This is a genomic window from Halorubrum sp. SD41, from assembly GCF_058630335.1.
The window spans coordinates 115,679-132,032 of sequence record NZ_JBZVGZ010000006.1 but is presented as its reverse complement, the minus strand read 5'-3'; the positions used below and the strand labels follow the sequence as shown (position 1 = coordinate 132,032).

The 16,354-nt window shown below is 70.6% G+C and carries 17 protein-coding genes; 6 read left to right on the top strand and 11 right to left on the bottom strand.

Features of this window, described 5'->3' with window-relative positions:
* Positions 1-484 precede the first annotated feature (484 nt).
* Positions 485-1,156 (top strand): hypothetical protein, encoded by a 672-nt coding sequence (locus tag AC4NMM_RS04170; protein WP_096396057.1) that lies wholly within the window; start codon positions 485-487, stop codon positions 1,154-1,156.
* Positions 1,157-1,182: 26 nt separating this feature from the next.
* Here AC4NMM_RS04170 and AC4NMM_RS04165 read toward each other — a convergent pair whose 3' ends face one another.
* A complete protein-coding gene (locus AC4NMM_RS04165) occupies positions 1,183-1,485 on the bottom strand; it encodes a DUF8124 family protein (RefSeq protein WP_096392839.1) in 303 nt (100 codons plus the stop codon).
* A 125-nt stretch (positions 1,486-1,610) separates the two neighbouring features.
* Between AC4NMM_RS04165 and AC4NMM_RS04160 the strand changes: the two genes are divergently transcribed.
* The gene (locus AC4NMM_RS04160; protein ID WP_096392840.1) at positions 1,611-2,498 is read left to right on the top strand and encodes a DMT family transporter; all 888 of its coding nucleotides are present in this window, start codon (positions 1,611-1,613) and stop codon (positions 2,496-2,498) included.
* Between the two features lie 60 nt (positions 2,499-2,558).
* Positions 2,559-4,136, top strand: coding sequence for an ATP-binding protein (locus AC4NMM_RS04155; RefSeq protein ID WP_096392841.1), 1,578 nt, complete (start codon positions 2,559-2,561; stop codon positions 4,134-4,136).
* 33 nt (positions 4,137-4,169) lie between these two features.
* On the opposite strand, the gene AC4NMM_RS04150 is transcribed toward AC4NMM_RS04155, so the two are convergent.
* The gene (locus AC4NMM_RS04150; RefSeq protein WP_096392842.1) at positions 4,170-4,670 is read right to left on the bottom strand and encodes an SRPBCC family protein; all 501 of its coding nucleotides are present in this window, start codon (positions 4,668-4,670) and stop codon (positions 4,170-4,172) included.
* A gap of 93 nt (positions 4,671-4,763) precedes the next feature.
* Between AC4NMM_RS04150 and AC4NMM_RS04145 the strand changes: the two genes are divergently transcribed.
* Positions 4,764-5,690, top strand: coding sequence for a DNA-3-methyladenine glycosylase family protein (locus tag AC4NMM_RS04145; protein ID WP_491923605.1), 927 nt, complete (start codon positions 4,764-4,766; stop codon positions 5,688-5,690).
* A 91-nt stretch (positions 5,691-5,781) separates the two neighbouring features.
* Positions 5,782-6,213, top strand: a complete 432-nt coding sequence (locus AC4NMM_RS04140; protein ID WP_096392844.1) for a DUF555 domain-containing protein — start codon at positions 5,782-5,784, stop codon at positions 6,211-6,213.
* A gap of 63 nt (positions 6,214-6,276) precedes the next feature.
* On the opposite strand, the gene AC4NMM_RS04135 is transcribed toward AC4NMM_RS04140, so the two are convergent.
* The 6 genes from AC4NMM_RS04135 to AC4NMM_RS04110 form a co-directional block, all read right to left on the bottom strand.
* On the bottom strand, positions 6,277-6,510 hold the full coding sequence (locus AC4NMM_RS04135; protein WP_004598519.1) for a UPF0058 family protein: 234 nt from the start codon (positions 6,508-6,510) through the stop codon (positions 6,277-6,279).
* A 241-nt stretch (positions 6,511-6,751) separates the two neighbouring features.
* Positions 6,752-6,931, bottom strand: a complete 180-nt coding sequence (locus AC4NMM_RS04130) for a DUF7836 family putative zinc-binding protein (RefSeq protein WP_096392845.1) — start codon at positions 6,929-6,931, stop codon at positions 6,752-6,754.
* A 112-nt stretch (positions 6,932-7,043) separates the two neighbouring features.
* Positions 7,044-8,102, bottom strand: a complete 1,059-nt coding sequence (locus AC4NMM_RS04125) for a transcription initiation factor IIB (protein ID WP_096392846.1) — start codon at positions 8,100-8,102, stop codon at positions 7,044-7,046.
* A gap of 284 nt (positions 8,103-8,386) precedes the next feature.
* Positions 8,387-9,343, bottom strand: a complete 957-nt coding sequence (locus AC4NMM_RS04120) for a mechanosensitive ion channel family protein (RefSeq protein ID WP_096392847.1) — start codon at positions 9,341-9,343, stop codon at positions 8,387-8,389.
* Positions 9,344-9,437: 94 nt separating this feature from the next.
* A complete protein-coding gene (locus AC4NMM_RS04115; protein ID WP_491923604.1) occupies positions 9,438-10,748 on the bottom strand; it encodes a Zn-dependent hydrolase in 1,311 nt (436 codons plus the stop codon).
* A gap of 87 nt (positions 10,749-10,835) precedes the next feature.
* Positions 10,836-11,168 carry a hypothetical protein gene (locus AC4NMM_RS04110; protein ID WP_096392849.1) on the bottom strand — a complete coding sequence of 111 codons (333 nt, stop codon included), beginning with the start codon at positions 11,166-11,168 and terminating at the stop codon, positions 10,836-10,838.
* A 95-nt stretch (positions 11,169-11,263) separates the two neighbouring features.
* On the opposite strand from AC4NMM_RS04110, the gene AC4NMM_RS04105 reads away from it, so the two are divergent.
* Positions 11,264-11,476, top strand: coding sequence for a PLDc N-terminal domain-containing protein (locus AC4NMM_RS04105; RefSeq protein WP_096392850.1), 213 nt, complete (start codon positions 11,264-11,266; stop codon positions 11,474-11,476).
* An 81-nt stretch (positions 11,477-11,557) separates the two neighbouring features.
* Here the strand turns inward: AC4NMM_RS04105 and AC4NMM_RS04100 are convergent, their stop codons facing one another.
* From AC4NMM_RS04100 to malA, 3 genes are all read right to left on the bottom strand, one after another.
* Positions 11,558-12,586 (bottom strand): sodium:calcium antiporter, encoded by a 1,029-nt coding sequence (locus AC4NMM_RS04100; RefSeq protein WP_096392851.1) that lies wholly within the window; start codon positions 12,584-12,586, stop codon positions 11,558-11,560.
* 3 nt (positions 12,587-12,589) lie between these two features.
* A complete protein-coding gene (gene malQ / locus AC4NMM_RS04095; RefSeq protein ID WP_096392852.1) occupies positions 12,590-14,080 on the bottom strand; it encodes a 4-alpha-glucanotransferase in 1,491 nt (496 codons plus the stop codon).
* Positions 14,081-14,181: 101 nt separating this feature from the next.
* Positions 14,182-16,287, bottom strand: a complete 2,106-nt coding sequence (malA, locus tag AC4NMM_RS04090) for an alpha-amylase MalA (protein ID WP_491923603.1) — start codon at positions 16,285-16,287, stop codon at positions 14,182-14,184.
* Positions 16,288-16,354: the final 67 nt, after the last annotated feature.

The following is a 16,354-nucleotide window of genomic DNA, read 5'->3' as shown; positions in this document are numbered from 1 at the left end:
CCACGGGTCGCCGCCTACCCACTCATACGGGATACTTCCCACCAAGCCCACGGACAACGCGTCCGTGGGCTTTTTTTCATACACGGAGAGCCGCCGCGCTCGCATTTCACCCGCTTTTCGCGACTATTGGTCGCCGATCTCGGTTGCGTGGTCCGAAGTCGTTGTAACCGAATTTGCTGAGTCGTGGACTCGGTACGCGTTGTTTCGCGGACGACTCACCGTGCTCGGCTGATCGTCTCGCGAGAAGGCGTATCAGTACTAATAGTCTCATCCGTAAGTTTATCACTTTTGTCGATGAACCCAACGTATCGTGGATGGATCGAACGGCGCGGCACGACTGTTCTGCGGCGGCCAGCCGTCGGTTCGTGACGGAGTGGCCTCGGAGCGTGTCGTGTCCGTGTTGTTCGGGACCGATGTCGAGGCGTGGCGGAGCGGATGGGAGCGAAGGCCGGCGGGCCCGCCGGCCCGCGAGGCGGTGGTGGACGTGAGCGACGTCGCTCGGAGCGGGGCCGCCGCTTCAACGCAGGTGGTGCCAAACAACGGGCTCGCGTACACCGTTCTCGGCCGCGACGCCGAGAGCGAGCGAGTTCTCGACGCCGTCGACGATCACCTCGACGGAGTCCCCTCGGGAATGGTCGACGTGGTAATCGACGACGTAGCGCCCGTCGCCGCTCGGGGCGGCGTCGACGCCGCCGTCGCGTTCGTGGACCGGGTCCTCGAACGGTTCGTGGACCGAGCGAACCGGGTGGCGATCGGGTGTTCCTTCGAGGGGTCCGCGGAGTTGCTGTCGCGCGTCGGCGGTCGCGTCGACGCCGTCCTCGGTGCCGACGCGGACGCGACGGCGGCGGTCGAACGGCTCTCCCGCGACGACCCCACGACCTTCGGATACGTCCGCCGTCACTGGGTCGAGGCCAAGCGCGGCATCGAGACGTGCGACCGGAACTACCCGCAGTCGAAACAGGTCCACGCCGCGCTGACCGACCCGGAGACGACGCCGCGGACGCTGGGGGCGACCCTGTCGGGACTGGTCACGCTCGGCGCGCTGGAGACGTGGGGAGACACCGTGGGGCCGACCCGATACGATCTCACCGCGTACCGGCCGGAGCGGGCGTGGGCGGTCGGCGCCGCGCTCGAAGCGGGCGCCTCCGAGGAGTGAAACGGCTGCGGCGCTGACTCAGGTCGTCAGTCGCTCGCATCGTTTCGTCCGTCGGGCGGCGCGACGCGGTTGAGGTCGGTCTCTACCACGGTGCCGTCGGGCTCGAGCGTCACGCTCCCGAGAGCGGCGGTCTCACCGGTGTCGTACCGCGCGGCGACGGCCTCCAGGGTCGGGCGGCGGTCGAGTCGCTCCCACACGGCCTCCGCGACCAGCGACTGGAACGCCTCGGGGTCGGTCCACCCGGCGTCGATGTCGGAGGGGACGCCGACGACGACTCGGAGCTCCGTCTCGGCGACGCGGATGCCGACGCCGAACGTGTCCGCACACATGAGCGGTGGTTCGCGCCGGGGTGTGAAATCACCGTCGGCGGAGACCGAGCGGGGAACCTCGCCGTACACACGGGTCGGTTCTCGAAACCCGTAAGCGCCCGTCGCTCGAACGACCACGAGAACCGATGAGTCCGAAGCCAGCGGTGTCGCCGAAGGCGGGGCTGGCGGCCGCGGTCGTCGCGGTGAGCGCGGGCGCGATCCTCGTCCGCCTGAGCGACGCGCCGAGCTCGGTCGCCGCGTTCTACCGGGTGCTGTTCACGACCCTGCCGCTGGCCGCGATAGCGGCGTGGCGGTACCGCGGAGAGTTCGCGCGGATCCGGTCTCGCGACCTCGCGTTCGCGGTGCTGTCCGGGGTCGCGCTCGCGGTCCACTTCGCGGCCTGGTTCGAGAGCCTCCGGTGGACGAGCGTCGCCGCGAGCGTGACCCTCGTTCAGGCGCAGCCGGTGTTCGTCTCGATCGGCGCGTGGCTGCTGTTGCGCGAGCGCGTCACGCGTCGGATGGCCGCGGGCATCGCGGTCGCCGTCGGCGGGATGGCATCGATGTCGCTCGGCGACTTCCTCGGCGGCGTGGCGGTCGGTCCCCGTCCGCTGTACGGCAACGCGCTGGCGCTCGCGGGCGCCGTCGCCGCCGCGGGCTACGTGCTGGCCGGTCGCTCGCTGCGGCAGCGCATCTCGCTGATACCCTACGTCACCGTCGTGTACGGCGTCTGCGTGGTCGTTCTGCTCGCGTTCGTCCTCGTCGCGGGACACCCACTCACGGGATATCCCGCCCGGGAGTGGCTCCTCTTCGCCGGGCTCGCGGTCGGGCCGGGGCTGCTCGGTCACACCGTCCTCAACTGGGCGCTCGCGCATCTCGAATCGAGCGTCGTCTCCGTCTCGCTGCTCGGCGAGCCGGTCGGTGCGACGCTGCTCGCGTTCGCCCTGCTGTCGGAGACGCCGACGCCGGTGACGATCGCGGGCGGATGCGTCGTCCTCGCCGGTATCTACGTCACCGCGACGGCGGCTCGGACGTAGCGTTTTCAGCACCGATATTTTGGGGTGAACGTTGAAGCCACCCGAACGAGTGGACCGGGTATGGACCGGCGAACGGTCGTCGCGTTCGTGGGCGAGGACCCGAGCGCGAGCGAACGCGTGTCCCGCGCGGTCGACGCCGTCTGGGGCGGCCCGAGCGGACCGGAACTCCGCGCGTTCGTCCCGACGGATCTCGACGACGACCGCGGCGGCGAGGATCCGCTGAACGAGACGTGCGGCGTCGTCGTCACCGCCGCGGCCGCGACCGAGGATCGGGTGACGGAGCGGCTCGCGGCGCTCCCGTCGAACGTGCCGGTGATCGCGCTCGTCGAGGACGCGACGCCGACGGCGGTCAGAGCCCTGCTCGCGGCCGACGCAGACGACATAGTCGATGCCGGCGACTGGGGGTCCGATCCAGACGAGATCGACGCGACCCACCCGCTCGCCGAACGGCTCGCGAGCCGACTGGATCCCGACCGCGTCCGACTCGGCAGCGACGACGTCGCCCGTCTCTCCGAGGTGTTGCTCGACGCCGGAACGACGCTGATGAGTACCCGCACCGACGAGGTCGGGACGAAGATCGAGTGGACGATGGAGAACGTCGGCGAACACGCCGGGCTCGATCGGATCGTCTGTTACCGGGAGGACGGCGGGCAGTTCGTCCCCGCGTACGGCTGGTGTCCCGACGGGTCCGAGCCGGAACCGCGACCGTTCGAGGAGTTCCCGGACCCCGAACAGCTGTCGACGTTCGGCAACGTCGCGCGCGGATCCGTCCCTGCCGGGAACGCGGACGGCGAGGGCGGCGAGGTCCGGGTCGCGGAATCGCCGGCGACGGTTCACGTCCCGCTCGTCGTCGACTGGGAACTGAGCGGGATCGTCGCGTTCGAGTCCGACGACCCCCGCGCCTGGACGGACGACGAGGTCGACCTGTACCGCACCCTCGGCGACCTGATCGCGCACACGATCGCGCGCAACGACCGCCGAACGGCGCTCCGACGGCAGGCGGAACAGCTGGAACAGTTCAGCGCGGTCGTCTCACACGACCTGCGGAACCCCCTGAACGTGATTTCGGGCTACCTGTCGCTCTCCGAGGACGAACTCTCCCCGTCGCGGTACGACGCCATGAGCGGCGCGGTCGACCGCATGGAGACGCTGATCGACGACCTGCTCATGCTCGCGCGGCGAGGCGAGGCGATCGGCGAGACAGAGCCGGTCCCGATCGCGGCCGTCGCGGAGGAGGCGTGGGGGTCGGTCCGCGCGCCCGACGCGACGCTCACGATCGCCGACGAGGTCGGTCGCGTCGAGGCCGACCCGGGTCGGCTCCGGCAGGCGCTGGAGAACCTCTTCCGGAACGCGATCGACCACGGCGGCCCGGAGGTCTCGATAGAGGTCGGCCCGCTCACCGCGGACGGCGGCGTCGGCGGGATGTACGTCGCGGACGACGGGCCCGGGATCCCGGTCGAACTCGCTGACACGGTGTTCGACTCGGGCGTCTCGTCGGCCGACAGTTCGGGGATCGGACTGGCGATCGTCGACCGGATCGTCGACGCGCACGAGTGGGACATCGAGGCCCGAAACGACGACGGCGCCGTCTTCGAACTCACGTTCGGTGCGGACGCGACGCGGCTCGCGTCGCCGTAGCGGTCCGGCACCGCGCACGTCCCCGCCGAGCCGTCAGTTTTCGGCGAACCGCTCGACCGTCCGTCGGTGCCGGTCGCGGAACATCCCCTCGAACCCGACCTTCGCCATTGGCCCGACCGCGTCGCCGAGAGGACCGAGCGGCAGCCGATAGGCGACCGTGTCGACGAGGAGGGTCTCGTCGCCGTCGGCGTAGAACGCGTGGGTGTGCTCCCACCGTCGGAACGGACCGCCCTCCATCTCGTCGACGAACCGAGCGGAGCGCTCGGGCGGCGTCGCCCCGTCGGGGTCGCGCTCGACGATTCGCGAGGTCCACCGCTGACGCGGACCGGCCCCGAACGGCCGTATCGACATCGCGATCTCCGAACCGGCGACGAGGACCTCCGGGTCGGGCGACCCGTCCGGCCCTTCGACGCCATCCACGCGGAGCCGCATCCAGTCCGGAGTGAGCTCTCGCAGTCCGTCGACCGTGGAGTGAAACTCCCACACGTCTTCGATCGGGGCCGGCACCCGAGTCGTCCGCCTGTACGTCGGCATACATCGGATACGGGTCGCGCGGACAAAAACCCGTCCTCGGCGGCGGTTCGGGGACCGAAACCCGCATGCCTGCGCGCGCCCTGTCCGGAGACGATGGAACGCGGGGCGATCGACGTCGGCGACCTGGCTGGACCGTTCGACCTACAGGCGACCCTCGAGAGCGGACAGAGCTACCTCTGGAACCGCGCGGACGGCGAGACGTACGCCAAGCTCCACGCGCACGGCGACGACGCGTGGTACGAGACGGTCGTCGACCCGATCCCCGGCGTGACCGAGGAGCGCGTCGCGGTCCGGGTCCGACAGGAGGGCGGCGTCCGCGACGGGACGCTCCGGTGGGAGGCGTCGACGGACGCCGAGCCGCTGTTGACGCACCTGCTCCGGCTCGACGACGACCTCGACGCGATCTTGGACGCCACGCCGGACCTCCCGCTCCTGGAACGCGCGTACGACGCCTACGAGGGGATGCGCCTGACCCGCGATCCCGTGTTCCCCTGCCTGATCTCGTTCATCTGCTCGGCGCAGATGCGCGTCGCGCGGATCCACGGAATGCAGCGGCGACTCCGGGAGACGTACGGCGACGCGGTCTCGCTCGGCGACGAGACGTATCGGGCCTTCCCGACGCCCGAGCAGTTGGCCGCGCGCACCGAGGACGAACTCCGCGACCTCTCCTTGGGCTACCGCGCGCCGTACGTCCGGCGGACCGCGGAGATGGTCGCGAGCGGCGAGGCGGACCCGCTGGAGGCGGCCGACCTCCCCTACGAGGAGGCCCGCGAGTCGCTCACGCGGTTCGTCGGCGTCGGGGACAAGGTCGCGGACTGCGTGCTGCTGTTCTCGCTGGGGTTCCTCGAAGCGGTGCCGCTCGACACTTGGATCCGCACCACCGTCGAGGAGTACTACCCCGACTGCGACCGCGGGAGCTACGCCGAGACCTCCCGGGCGATCCGCGAGCGGTTCGGCGGCGAGTTCGCCGGCTACGCGCAGACGTACGTGTTCTACTACCTCCGCGCCGGCGGCGAGTGATCGGGGTCGAGACGGCCGGCTCTCGGCCCGCCGAGGCCGATCCGGTCGCGGCCGAAGTTTGATACTCGTTCGCGTGGTATCCGCACGCGTGATGGACTGTCGAGTCGTCGTCGAGGCCGCGGTTCCGGTGTACGACGTGGAAACCGCCGACGAGGCGGTTCGGATCGCCATCTCGAAGACCGGGGAGATGCTCAATCCGGACCTCAACTACGTCGAGATCGACACCGGAACGCGGACGTCGCCGAGCGGCGAGCGGCTCGACCCGGCGTTCGTCGCGGCCGACGAGGCGCTCGTCGCCCTGGAGCTTCAGATGGACGTGTTCAACGTCGACCGCGACGAACACGCCAGCCGCGTCGCGCGCAAGGAGATCGGCAAGCGCCTCCGAAACATCCCGCTGAAGGTGCTTTCTGTCACCGAGATCGACTCCGCGGAGAGCGACCGCACGGAGGGATCCGCGCCCCCGGAGGAGACGTCCGAGTCGGACGGCCTCGGGGACGACGCCGGAGACGGCACCGAGTACTGAGCGACGGTCGCGACGCTGGTCGACGATTGTGCGGTCGGCGAGGAGCAGCGCGCAGTAGACGTCTCAGTCGGCCGTCGGGGCCAGCGGCTCCGATTCGGACGACTCCATCGGCTCGGTGATTCCCTCAGTCAGCTTGAAAACGGCGGCTTTGTGGTCGGTCTTCGATTTGTGAATCGATGTCGGCTTCACGCCCAGTTCCTCGTAGGCTTCGAGGTCGACGTCGTCGTCCCAGAACTCGCACTGTTTTCGTACCTCCGCGAGGAGACCGTGAAGATGGATGAGCTCCTGCTTCTTCATGAGTACCAGTCCTTTGCTACCGGAGGTTTATATTATTATCTTGAGTCGCGTTACCACACCGTTCGCGTATTTCGCGAGTAGCGGGGCGGAGAAGTGGGTTCTCGATAGATCGATCAGGATCGTTTTCTACCGTTCGCGGCGACATGCGAAGCGAACGAACGGCGTCACTACGCGGGTAGTGAGCGCTCGACCGAGAGGGAGATCCGACGGTCGGTTCGGCGGCGGCTGGCCCCGCCGCGCGTCACTGGAACTGCTTGACGGCCTCGAGGTCGCGTTCCGTTCGCATGAACTCGGTCAGGCGTCGCGTCGCGTGACACGCCGAACAGCTGAAGTTAGACCGAAGATCCTGAAGCTCGGCGGGATTGTCCTGCCACTCCTTGCCGCACTCCGGACAGACGAGTCTGACGAACGCGTCAACCATGTCACCGTGTACAGCCGGCCGCGTTAAAAACGTAGGTGCCGACGGGGAGCGCCCGCCGAGGCGGGGACCGCGGTCGTCCAGTGTCCGGGTCGAATCGGTACGTGGTGGCGCCTCAGGCGCTCACGGTGCCGCTCGCCTCGAGCAGCTCCTTGTATCGGTTCCGGATGGTGACCTCCGAGACGTCGGCGACGTCGGACACCTGGCTCTGGGTCACCTTCTCGTTCGACAGCAGCGCCGCGGCGTAGACGGCAGCGGCGGCGAGTCCGACGGGCGACTTCCCGCTGGTGATCCCCGCGCTCGCGGCGTCATCGAGCAGCTCGCGGGCGCGCCGCTCGGTCTCCTCCGAGAGGTCGAGCCGCGAGACGAACCGCGGGACGTAGCTCGTCGGGTCCGCCGGCTGGACGCGCAGTCCGAGCTCGCGGACGACGTAGCGGTACGTCCGGGTGAGTTCCATCTTCTCCACCCGTGAGACCGCCGTGAACTCGTCGAGGCTCCGGGGGTTCCCCACCTGCCGGGCGGCGGCGTACAGCGCCGCGGTCGCGACGCCCTCGATGGAGCGCCCGGGCAGGAGGTTCTCGCTCAGCGCGCGGCGGTAGATGACGGAGGCGGTCTCGCGGACGTTGTCGGGGAGGCCGAGCGCGCTGGCCATGCGGTCGATCTCGCCGAGCGCCTGCTTGAGGTTTCGCTCCTTGGAGTCTCGGGTGCGGAACCGCTCGTTCCACGTCCGCAGCCGCTGCATCCGGCGCCGCTGTCGCCCCGAGAGGGACTTGCCGTAGGCGTCTTTGTCCTGCCAGCCGATGTTCGTCGAGAGCCCCTTGTCGTGCATCATGTTCGTCGTCGGGGCGCCCACCCGAGATTTGCTGTCCCGCTCGTTCGAATTGAACGCCCGCCACTCCGGGCCGCGGTCGACCGAGTCCTCCTCGACGACCAGCCCGCAGTCGCTACAGACCGTCTCGCCGTGTTCCGTGTCGGTCGCGAGTCGGCCGCCGCACTCGGGGCAGGTCGTGGTCCGCTCGCGCTCGCCCTCTGTGCGCTCCTCGACGCCCGCCGACTTCTCGTCGGTCCCGTCCGTCCTCGTTCGCGTCCGCTCGCCGTTCGCGGACGCGTCGTCCGGGTCCGCGAGTCGCTCTCGTTCCGTTCCGCCGTCGCTGTAGGTGTCTGTCTCTGTCATGGGCGTGGCTCCGACGATCCCCCGACGAAAATACAGCGAGGTCCGCAATCGCCAGTCTGTTAACGTATTGTTAGTCGCCAAAGGATATAACTCTACCCATTTATTTGACCCCCGACAATAGCCAAAAACGCCTCGAAAGGCGTCAAAACGCCCGATTCGACGAGAATATGGACTGCCCACGACAACGCGACCTCCGGCACACGAGACGGGCGGCCGTATAAATACTTCACTCTCGGATCGCCCCGACGGTGGGACCGCTCGGAGAGCGGCGGGCTTCCTCCGAGCTATCGGCTCCGGCTCACCGGGAACGCGACGCGGTCCGGGTTGTCGTTGAACCGTTCGAGGATCCGCTCGTACAGCCGGTTCTTCACGCGCTGGCCGCGGCGGGGGTGGGTGAGGTACCGGACGCGGAGTTCCACCCACGACTCCTCCTGTCGGACGTTGACGCTGGGCCCGTCGCGGACCTCCAGTTCGACCGGCGTCTCCGCGAGCGCCTCGCGGTAGGCGGCGATCCCCTCGGCCATCTCCCGGCCGACCAGGTCGGTCGCCTCCTCGATCATCACCGAGCGCGCGAACTCCAGGTCGGTCTCGTAGGCGACTTGGACGGAGACCTCGTTCCAGACGTACGGCGACCCGCCGCCGCCGAAGTTGACGACGTTCGACGAGAGGACGACGCTGTTCGGAACGGTGACCACCCGCCCGGAGGGTTGGTTCGTCGTCACCAGTTCGCCGTTGATCTCCCACAGCGTCGTCACGAGGAAGTCGACCCCGATCACGTCGCCTTTCGCGTCGTCGATCTTGATCCGGTCGCCGACGCCGAACGGCTGTTTGACCGCGATGTACACCCACGCGATCAGCGATAAGAGCGGCTGCTGGAGCGCGAAGGTGATCGCGAACCCGATGACGCCGAGCGAGAAGAGGAGGCCGAGCCAGTTCTCCGTCGCCACGGCGAGCGTCGCCACGGTTCCGACGACGCCGAACGCCAGCCGGAGCAGGTTCCGGACGTTGTGCGCGCGGCGCTTGTTGGCCGACCGCGTCAACACCCGGACCGCGAGGAGATAGGACCCGTAGGTCAGCCCCGCGACGGCGACGACGAGCAGCGTCCGGCCGACGACGGTCGGCGCGGGGTACCCGCCGATCGACGGCCAGTTCGCGAGCGCGTCGGTCGTGCCGGCGACCGTTCCGGCGACCCCCGCCAGCAGTCCGACCGCGAGCGACGCGAGTCCGAGTGGGCGGCTCACGCTCGTCGCTCGCGGCCGACCGGCAAAACGGTTGTGCCGTCGCCAACGCGGGCGCCTTCCTCACCGGTGGCCGCCACGCGCGTCCGGTAGACCGTCACTCGTCGTCCGCGACGCGCGCGAGCGCTCCGGCCAGGACCTCCGTCGCGGCGGCGCAGTCGCCCCAATCCGTCCACTCTCGGGGGTTGTGCGAGATCCCGTCGCGCGAGGGGGCGAACAGCAGCGACGCGTCCGTGACGCGCGCGACCCGCATCGCGTCGTGGGCGGCGCCGGAGTGGAGGTCGATCGCCTCGCGCCCGGCGGCGTCGGCGGCGTCGTGCGCGGCCTCGCGCAGCCGGTCGCTCATCGGCGTCGGCGCCACGTCGAACGGCCGCTCGAACTCCGTCTCCACCCCACGCTCGCGCTCCAGCCGCTCCAGCGAGCCGCGCGCGGCGTCGACGATCGCCTCCATCGACGCGGCCTCGACGTCGCGAACGTCCACGCCGGCCTCGACGCGCCCGGGCACGACGTTCGTCGCGTTCGGTGCGACCGACAGCGACCCGACGGTGCCGACGGCAGAGGCCGACGAGGACTCGACGACCTCGTTCGCGGCGGCCTCGACGTCTAGGACGAACTCGCTCGCGGCCGCGAGCGCGTCCGTCCGCTCGTCCATCGCGGTCGCGCCCGCGTGGTTCGCCTCGCCCTCGATCGCCGCCTCGCAGTGGGTGATCCCCGTGATCGTCGTCACGACGCCGGCCGCCGCGCCCGCCGACTCCAGTTTCGTGTCCTGTTCGACGTGGAGCTCGTAGAACGCCGCCCACGACGCGGGATCCAGCGTCGTCGGGTCGCCGTCGGCGTCGGTCGGCGCGGTGGCGTCGACCGCGCTCCCGCCGCGGTAGCCGATCCGGTCGAGCGCCTCGCCGAGCGTCTCGCCCTCGTCGTTCGACAGCGCGAGCGCCTCGTCGAGCGCCACCTCGCCGGTCGCGACCGACGAGCCCAGCAGTCCGTCGCCGAACGTGCCGCCCTCCTCCTCGGTGAAGCTGACGACGCCGACCGGGCGCTCCGGCTCGGGCCCGGCGTCGCGCATCGCGCGGACCGCCTCCAGCGCCGCGTACACCCCGAGCGGGCCGTCGAAGATGCCCCCCTCCGGGACGCTGTCGAGGTGGCTTCCGGAGACGACCGGCGCCGCGTCGGGGTTGGCGCTCTCGGGGGTCCACGTCCCGAGGACGTTCCCGACCGCGTCGACCGTCACGTCGAGGCCGGCGTCGCGGAGTCGTTCGACCAGTCGGTCCCTCGCCCGTCGATTGGCCTCTGTCCCCGTCCGATTCGTTCGCGCGCGGGCCTCCGGATCGTCCGTCTCGACCCGACCGAACGCCGCGTTCGCCTCGATGTCCGCGCGGAGCCGGTCCGCGTCGACTGGGAGGTTCATACCGACTCCGGGTAGCGCGGGATCAAAACGGTTCGGTCTCCGGCGTGGATTCCCCGGGTCGCCCGGGGCAGTGCCCGCTCGGGTTCGCTACTCACCGCGCCGCGCGAGCCAGTAGCCGGCCGACCCCAGTCCGAGCCCCGCGGCGAACGCGCGTCTCGCCGCGGGACCGTCGACGGACCGGTCGACGGCGACTCCCAGCCCCGCCCACGCCAGCGCGACGCCGACGCTCCGGCCGGGGGCGCCGCGGAACCGCCGACAGCCCGCGACCGCCCGCGCGTGCCGGTAGCAGTAGCCGACCGCGAAGCCGACCGCGAACGGAGCGGGCCGTACCTCGCCGTCGGCGACCCCCCACCACGCGAGCAGGACGCTGACGCCGACGCTCTCGATCGCGGCACCGACCGCGCGCACCGCGTTCACCATGCGACACGTTCGCATCCGGCGGGAAAATCTGTTTCGCTGAGTGCCCGGCGAGGACCCGAAAACACTTGTCGGGGGGAGTTCTGCTTTCGGGCGGCATGTCCCCGTTGCTCCTCCAAGGCGCGGCCGTCGGGATCGCCCTGCTGATCAGCCTCGTCTTCCTCGTCGTCCACCTCGCGATGATCGTGTGGACCTACTCGGACGCGCAGCAACGCAGCGACCATCCGCCGGTCCTCTGGGCGCTCGTGGTGTTCTTCGCGCCGATTCTCGGTCTGTTGCTGTACCTCATCATCGGCCGGAACTCCTACTGATCCCCCGTCGTCCAGCCGACAGACGGTGTCGCGGCCGTCCGGCGGCCGGTGCCCGCGGCCGACCGACGACCGCGACGGGCCTCACACGCCCCTGAGCACGCTCGTCGCTCCGACGCTCTCGGCGACGACCCACGCGACGAACAGCCCGTAGGCCGCGAGCAGCGCGTACGACTCGCGCTCGCCGAGCGTGAGGCCAGTCCGAAGCGTCACGAACAGGAGGACGGTCGCGGCCGTCAGGACGCCGAACATCGGCACCGCCGTCGAGAAGTTCACCTCGACCGCGCCGACGATCAGCACGCCGAGCGGGATCGCGACGAGCAGGTCGAAGGTGTTCGACCCGAGGACGTTGCCGAGGCTCGTCGCGCCGCGGTCCTCGCGCGCCGTCCGGACGCTCACGAGCGCGTCCGGCAGGCTCGTCGCGGCCGCGACGACCGTGACGCCGGCGAGGAACTCGGGGACCCCGAACGTGGCGCCGAGCGACTCGACCGACGCCACGAGTCGCTCGACCGTGACGACGATGACCGCGAGCCCGGCCAGCAGCTTCGCCCACTCCCGCCCGACGTCGACCCCGTCGCGAACGCGATCCATCTCGGCGTCGTCGACGTCCTGATACTGGATGAACAGGTAGAGGCCGTACAGCGCGAGCGGGACGACCGCGAGCGAGCGCGGCAGCTCCCCGACGATCGGGTCCGTCGATACCGGGAAGTAGATGACCGCGAGCGCGAAGGTCACGACCAGCGCCGAGACGGCGAGCATGTAGAACTGCGCCTCCTTGTACACGATCGCCCTGTTGGCTTCCAGATCGTCCTCGGTCCCGAGCCCGGCGGCGGCGGGGATCACGAGCACGTTGAAGATGGCCGACCCGACGAGCGCTCCGACGCCCATGTCGAAGACGCCGGTGAGGGCGGTGACGAGCACGCTCACCAGCTCCGGGAAGCTCGACCCGACCGCGACGACGACCGACCCCTGGACTACGGCCGGCAGTCCGTAGTAGCCCGCGAGGCTCTCGGCGGCCTCCTCTAACCAGCCGCTCCCGATCCAGATCAGCGCGGTCGCCGCAGCGATGACGAAGACGTGGACGACCGGCGCGTCGGGAAGGACTCCCGTCACGGGTTATCGGACGTGTTTGCCGCCCAGCTCCCACAGCCGGTCCGCGATTTCGTCGTCGAGCGCGTCGCGGGTGACGCGCCACTCCCAGTTGCCGTCGAGGGTGCCGGGCTCGTTGAACCGCGACTCGCTGCCGAGTCCGAGGAGGTCCTGGAGCGTCGTCACCGCGAGGATCGCGTCCGAGGCCCACACGGCGTCGATGATCGCCCACTCGCTCGGCTCGTCGGGGTCGGAGCCGACGTTGTACCGGAAGCAGTCGCGCTGTTCGGCCGGGAGGTCCTCGAAGTAGCCGACCCAGGTGTCCGTGTCGTGCGTCGAGGTGTAGCCGACGACGCCCTCGCCGTAGTGCATCGGCTGGTACTCGTTCCCCTCGGCGCACCAGTCCGCGTACTGCGGGACGCGCATGCCGGGGAAGCCGAACTCGGCCATCAGCTCGTCCATCGCCGGCTCCTCGAACCCGAGGTCCTCGGCGATGAACGGGGCCTCGCCCAGTTCGCGCTCGACCGTCTCGAAGAGGTCGCGGCCCGGGCCGTCGCGCCACTCGCCGTCCGCGGGGTCGTCGCTGTCGGCCGGGATCGCCCAGTACTTCACGAACCCGAGGAAGTGGTCGAGCCGCGCCACGTCGGCGAGCTCGAACAGCCGGCGGAACCGGTCGAGCCACCAGTCGTACCCGGTCTCGGCGAGCCGCTCCCAGTCGTACAGCGGGTTCCCCCAGCGCTGGCCGGTGTCGCCCGCGTTCGGCGGGACGCCCGCGACCGCCGTCGGGCGGTTCCCCTCGTCGAGCCGGAACGCCTCCGGGCTCGCCCACACGTCGGCGGAGTCGAGCGCGACGTAGATGGGCACGTCGCCGACGATCGACACCCCCTCCTCGGCCGCGACCGCGCGCAGGTCGCGCCACTGGCGGTCGAACGTCCACTGGACGAACTCGCGGAACCGGATTTCCCGGGCGTGCTCCTCGCGCGCGTCGGCCAGCGCCTCGGGGTCGCGCGTCCGCAGCGGCGCCGGCCACTCGGTCCAGACGTCCTCCGGCCGCGCGTCGGAGAGCGCCCGGAACAGCGCGTAGTCGGCGAGCCACGGCTCCCCCTCGCGGAACGCGTCGAGCGCCGCCCGGTCCTCGTCGCTCGCCCGCTCCTCGAACCGGTCGAACGCGGTCCGCAACAGCGGGAGCTTGTACTCCCGGACCGCGTCGTAGTCGACGCGGTCGGTCGGGAACTCGGGGACCGGCTCCAGGTCGCCCCGATCGAGCCAGCCGTCCTCGACGAGCCCTTCGGGGTCGACGAACAGCGGGTTGCCGGCGAACGCCGACGGCGACTGGTACGGCGACTCCCCGGCGGCGGAGATGGTCGGGCCGATCGGACAGATCTGCCAGTGGTCGACGCCGGCGTCGCCGAGGAACGAGAGGAACGCCCGGGCGCCATCGCCGAGGTCGCCGATCCCGTACGCCCCCGGCAGCGAGGTGATGTGACAGAAGACGGCGTCGGAGCGGTCGAATCGCATACGCCACCCTGCGATCCCCACCGACTCAAGCGTTGCGTCCGGGGACGTCGCGGCCGCGGTCGCCCCCTGTCAGCGGACCGCCGGAGAGGGCGACCGACCGCTCACTCCTCCCTGATCGGCACCACCGCGACCTCGTCGACCCGGATCCGCTCCGTGCCCTCGCCGTCCTCGACGAGGCACTCCTCGCCCGTGACCAAGTCGCGCTCGCCGTGGTCGAGGTCGACCGCGACGCTCGCGTCGGCGGGCGCGAAGTTGAGGACGACGACGAGGTCCTCCTCGCCGTCGTGCCGGCGGAACGCGACCACGTCGTCCGGGTGGACGTCGCCGCTGGCGACGATCGGTTGCTCGGTCAGGTCGCCGCTGGCGACGTGGTAGCCGACGCGGGAGAGTTCGGCGTCCGGGCCGAGCGCGGGATGTTCCCTTCGCGTTTCGAGCAGGCGCTCGTAGCGGTCGCGGACCTCCTCGCGCGCGTGGTCCCACGCGATCGCGTCGCGGCGGCCGCGCTGACCGATCTCCTGACCGGCGTACACCATCGGGACGCCCGGCAGCGTCATGATCGCCGCGCCCGCGGCGGCCGCGGCGGCGTCGCCGCACTCGACGCGGTAGCGCGTCTCGTCGTGATTCTCGATGTACTGGAGGAACTCCGCGTGGTCGGGGAACCCGATCTCGGCGCGTTGATCGACCGCGTCGAGCACGCTCGCGGCCGGCTCCGCCCCCCGGCCCACCTGCCGGAGCTGGAAGTACAGCGTCGCGTCGAAGTGGACGTCGAACATCCCCTCGTGGAAGCCGGGGATGTACGGGATCGTCTCGTCCATCAGGAGGAACTCCCGGTCGATGTCCTTCACGCGGTCGCGCAGTTCGCGCCAGAACGAGTCGGGCACGGCCCACGCCATGTCGCAGCGGAACCCGTCGACGAGCGGCGCCCACTCGTCTATCACGTCGAGCAGGAACCGCCGCACGTCGAGGTTCGAGTGGTCGAGGTTCGCGATCAGCTCCCAGTCGAAGTAGGTGCCGGGCTCGCCCGACTCCTGCCACTCGTAGCGGTCGCGGAACGGCGAGTCCGGGTTCCGATACGCGTCTTGGAACCACTCGTGGTCGCGCGCGGTGTGGTTGGCGACGAAGTCGAACAGCACGCGCATCCCGTGGTCGTGGGCGGTCTCGACGAGCGCCTCGAAATCCTCGCGGTCGCCGAGGTCGTCGGCGGTGTCGAAGAAGTCGACGATGTTGTAGCCGTGCGGCTTCCCGTCGTGGCCGAGGACCGGCGTGAGCCACAGCGTGTCGACGCCGAGCGCCGCGATCCGGGGAATCCGCTCGGCGATGGCGTCGAACGCCTCGCCCTCGTCGGCGTCCGCGAAGGTGCGGACGAACACCTCGTAGACGGAGGCGTCGCGGGTCCACGCCGGGGGCTCGTTGAGCCGCACCGTCTCGAATTCCGGGGTGTCCGGGACCCGAACGGCCTCCTGCCCCGCGGCCTCCTCGATCGCGGACCGGCCGCCGGCGCGTTCGACGGCCGCCGCGTCGGCGACGCTCACGCGCGGATCCTCGCCCGGATCGCGCGCGACGGCGACGGCGTGGACCCGGAGCCGGTCGGGCACCGCGTCGAGCGGGACGCGCAGCTCGCGGCCGTCTTCGCTCACGCGGAGCGCGTCCCGGGGGTTCGTCCGGCCGGCCGCGACGGCGTCGGCGACGTCCCGGTCGTCGACGACGAACGTCACGGCCAGGTCGTCGGCGTCGAGCGACGACTCCGGGTTCGGCGAGGGGGCCGCAGCGAACACTGCTTCGCCGGCGCGTTCGCTCCTCTCGTCGGCGTCGTCGAACACGACGCTCGCGTCCACCCGCACGCGCGGTCGGCCGACCCCCTCGTGTTGCCCCTGCGCGGCGTAGTCGACCGTGGCGTCGACGTCGCCCGCGTCGCGGTCGCGTATCGCGGTGCCGCTCCCGCCCGCGACGTCGACGCCCTCGTAGCTCGCGGGGAACGCGCGGACCGTGAGCAGGTGGTCGCCGTCCGGCGCGTCGAGGCCGATCAGGTAGCGTCCGGGGACGTCGGGCGTGAACGCTGTCACGGGGTCGTCGCCGACGGTCGCCTCGCTGTCGGGCGGCGCGTCCGCGACGCGCCACGCGTACGCGGCGTCGGGGTCGGGGTCTCTCGGAGCGAGCTCCGTCCGCTCGCCCGTCGCGAGGAATCTGGGGGGTCCGGGGTGGTGCATGTGACGCCCATCGGCACCCGGGGCCTTCGGTGTTGCTCTTGTTTCGGTGTCGCCTCGGGCGGCGGCG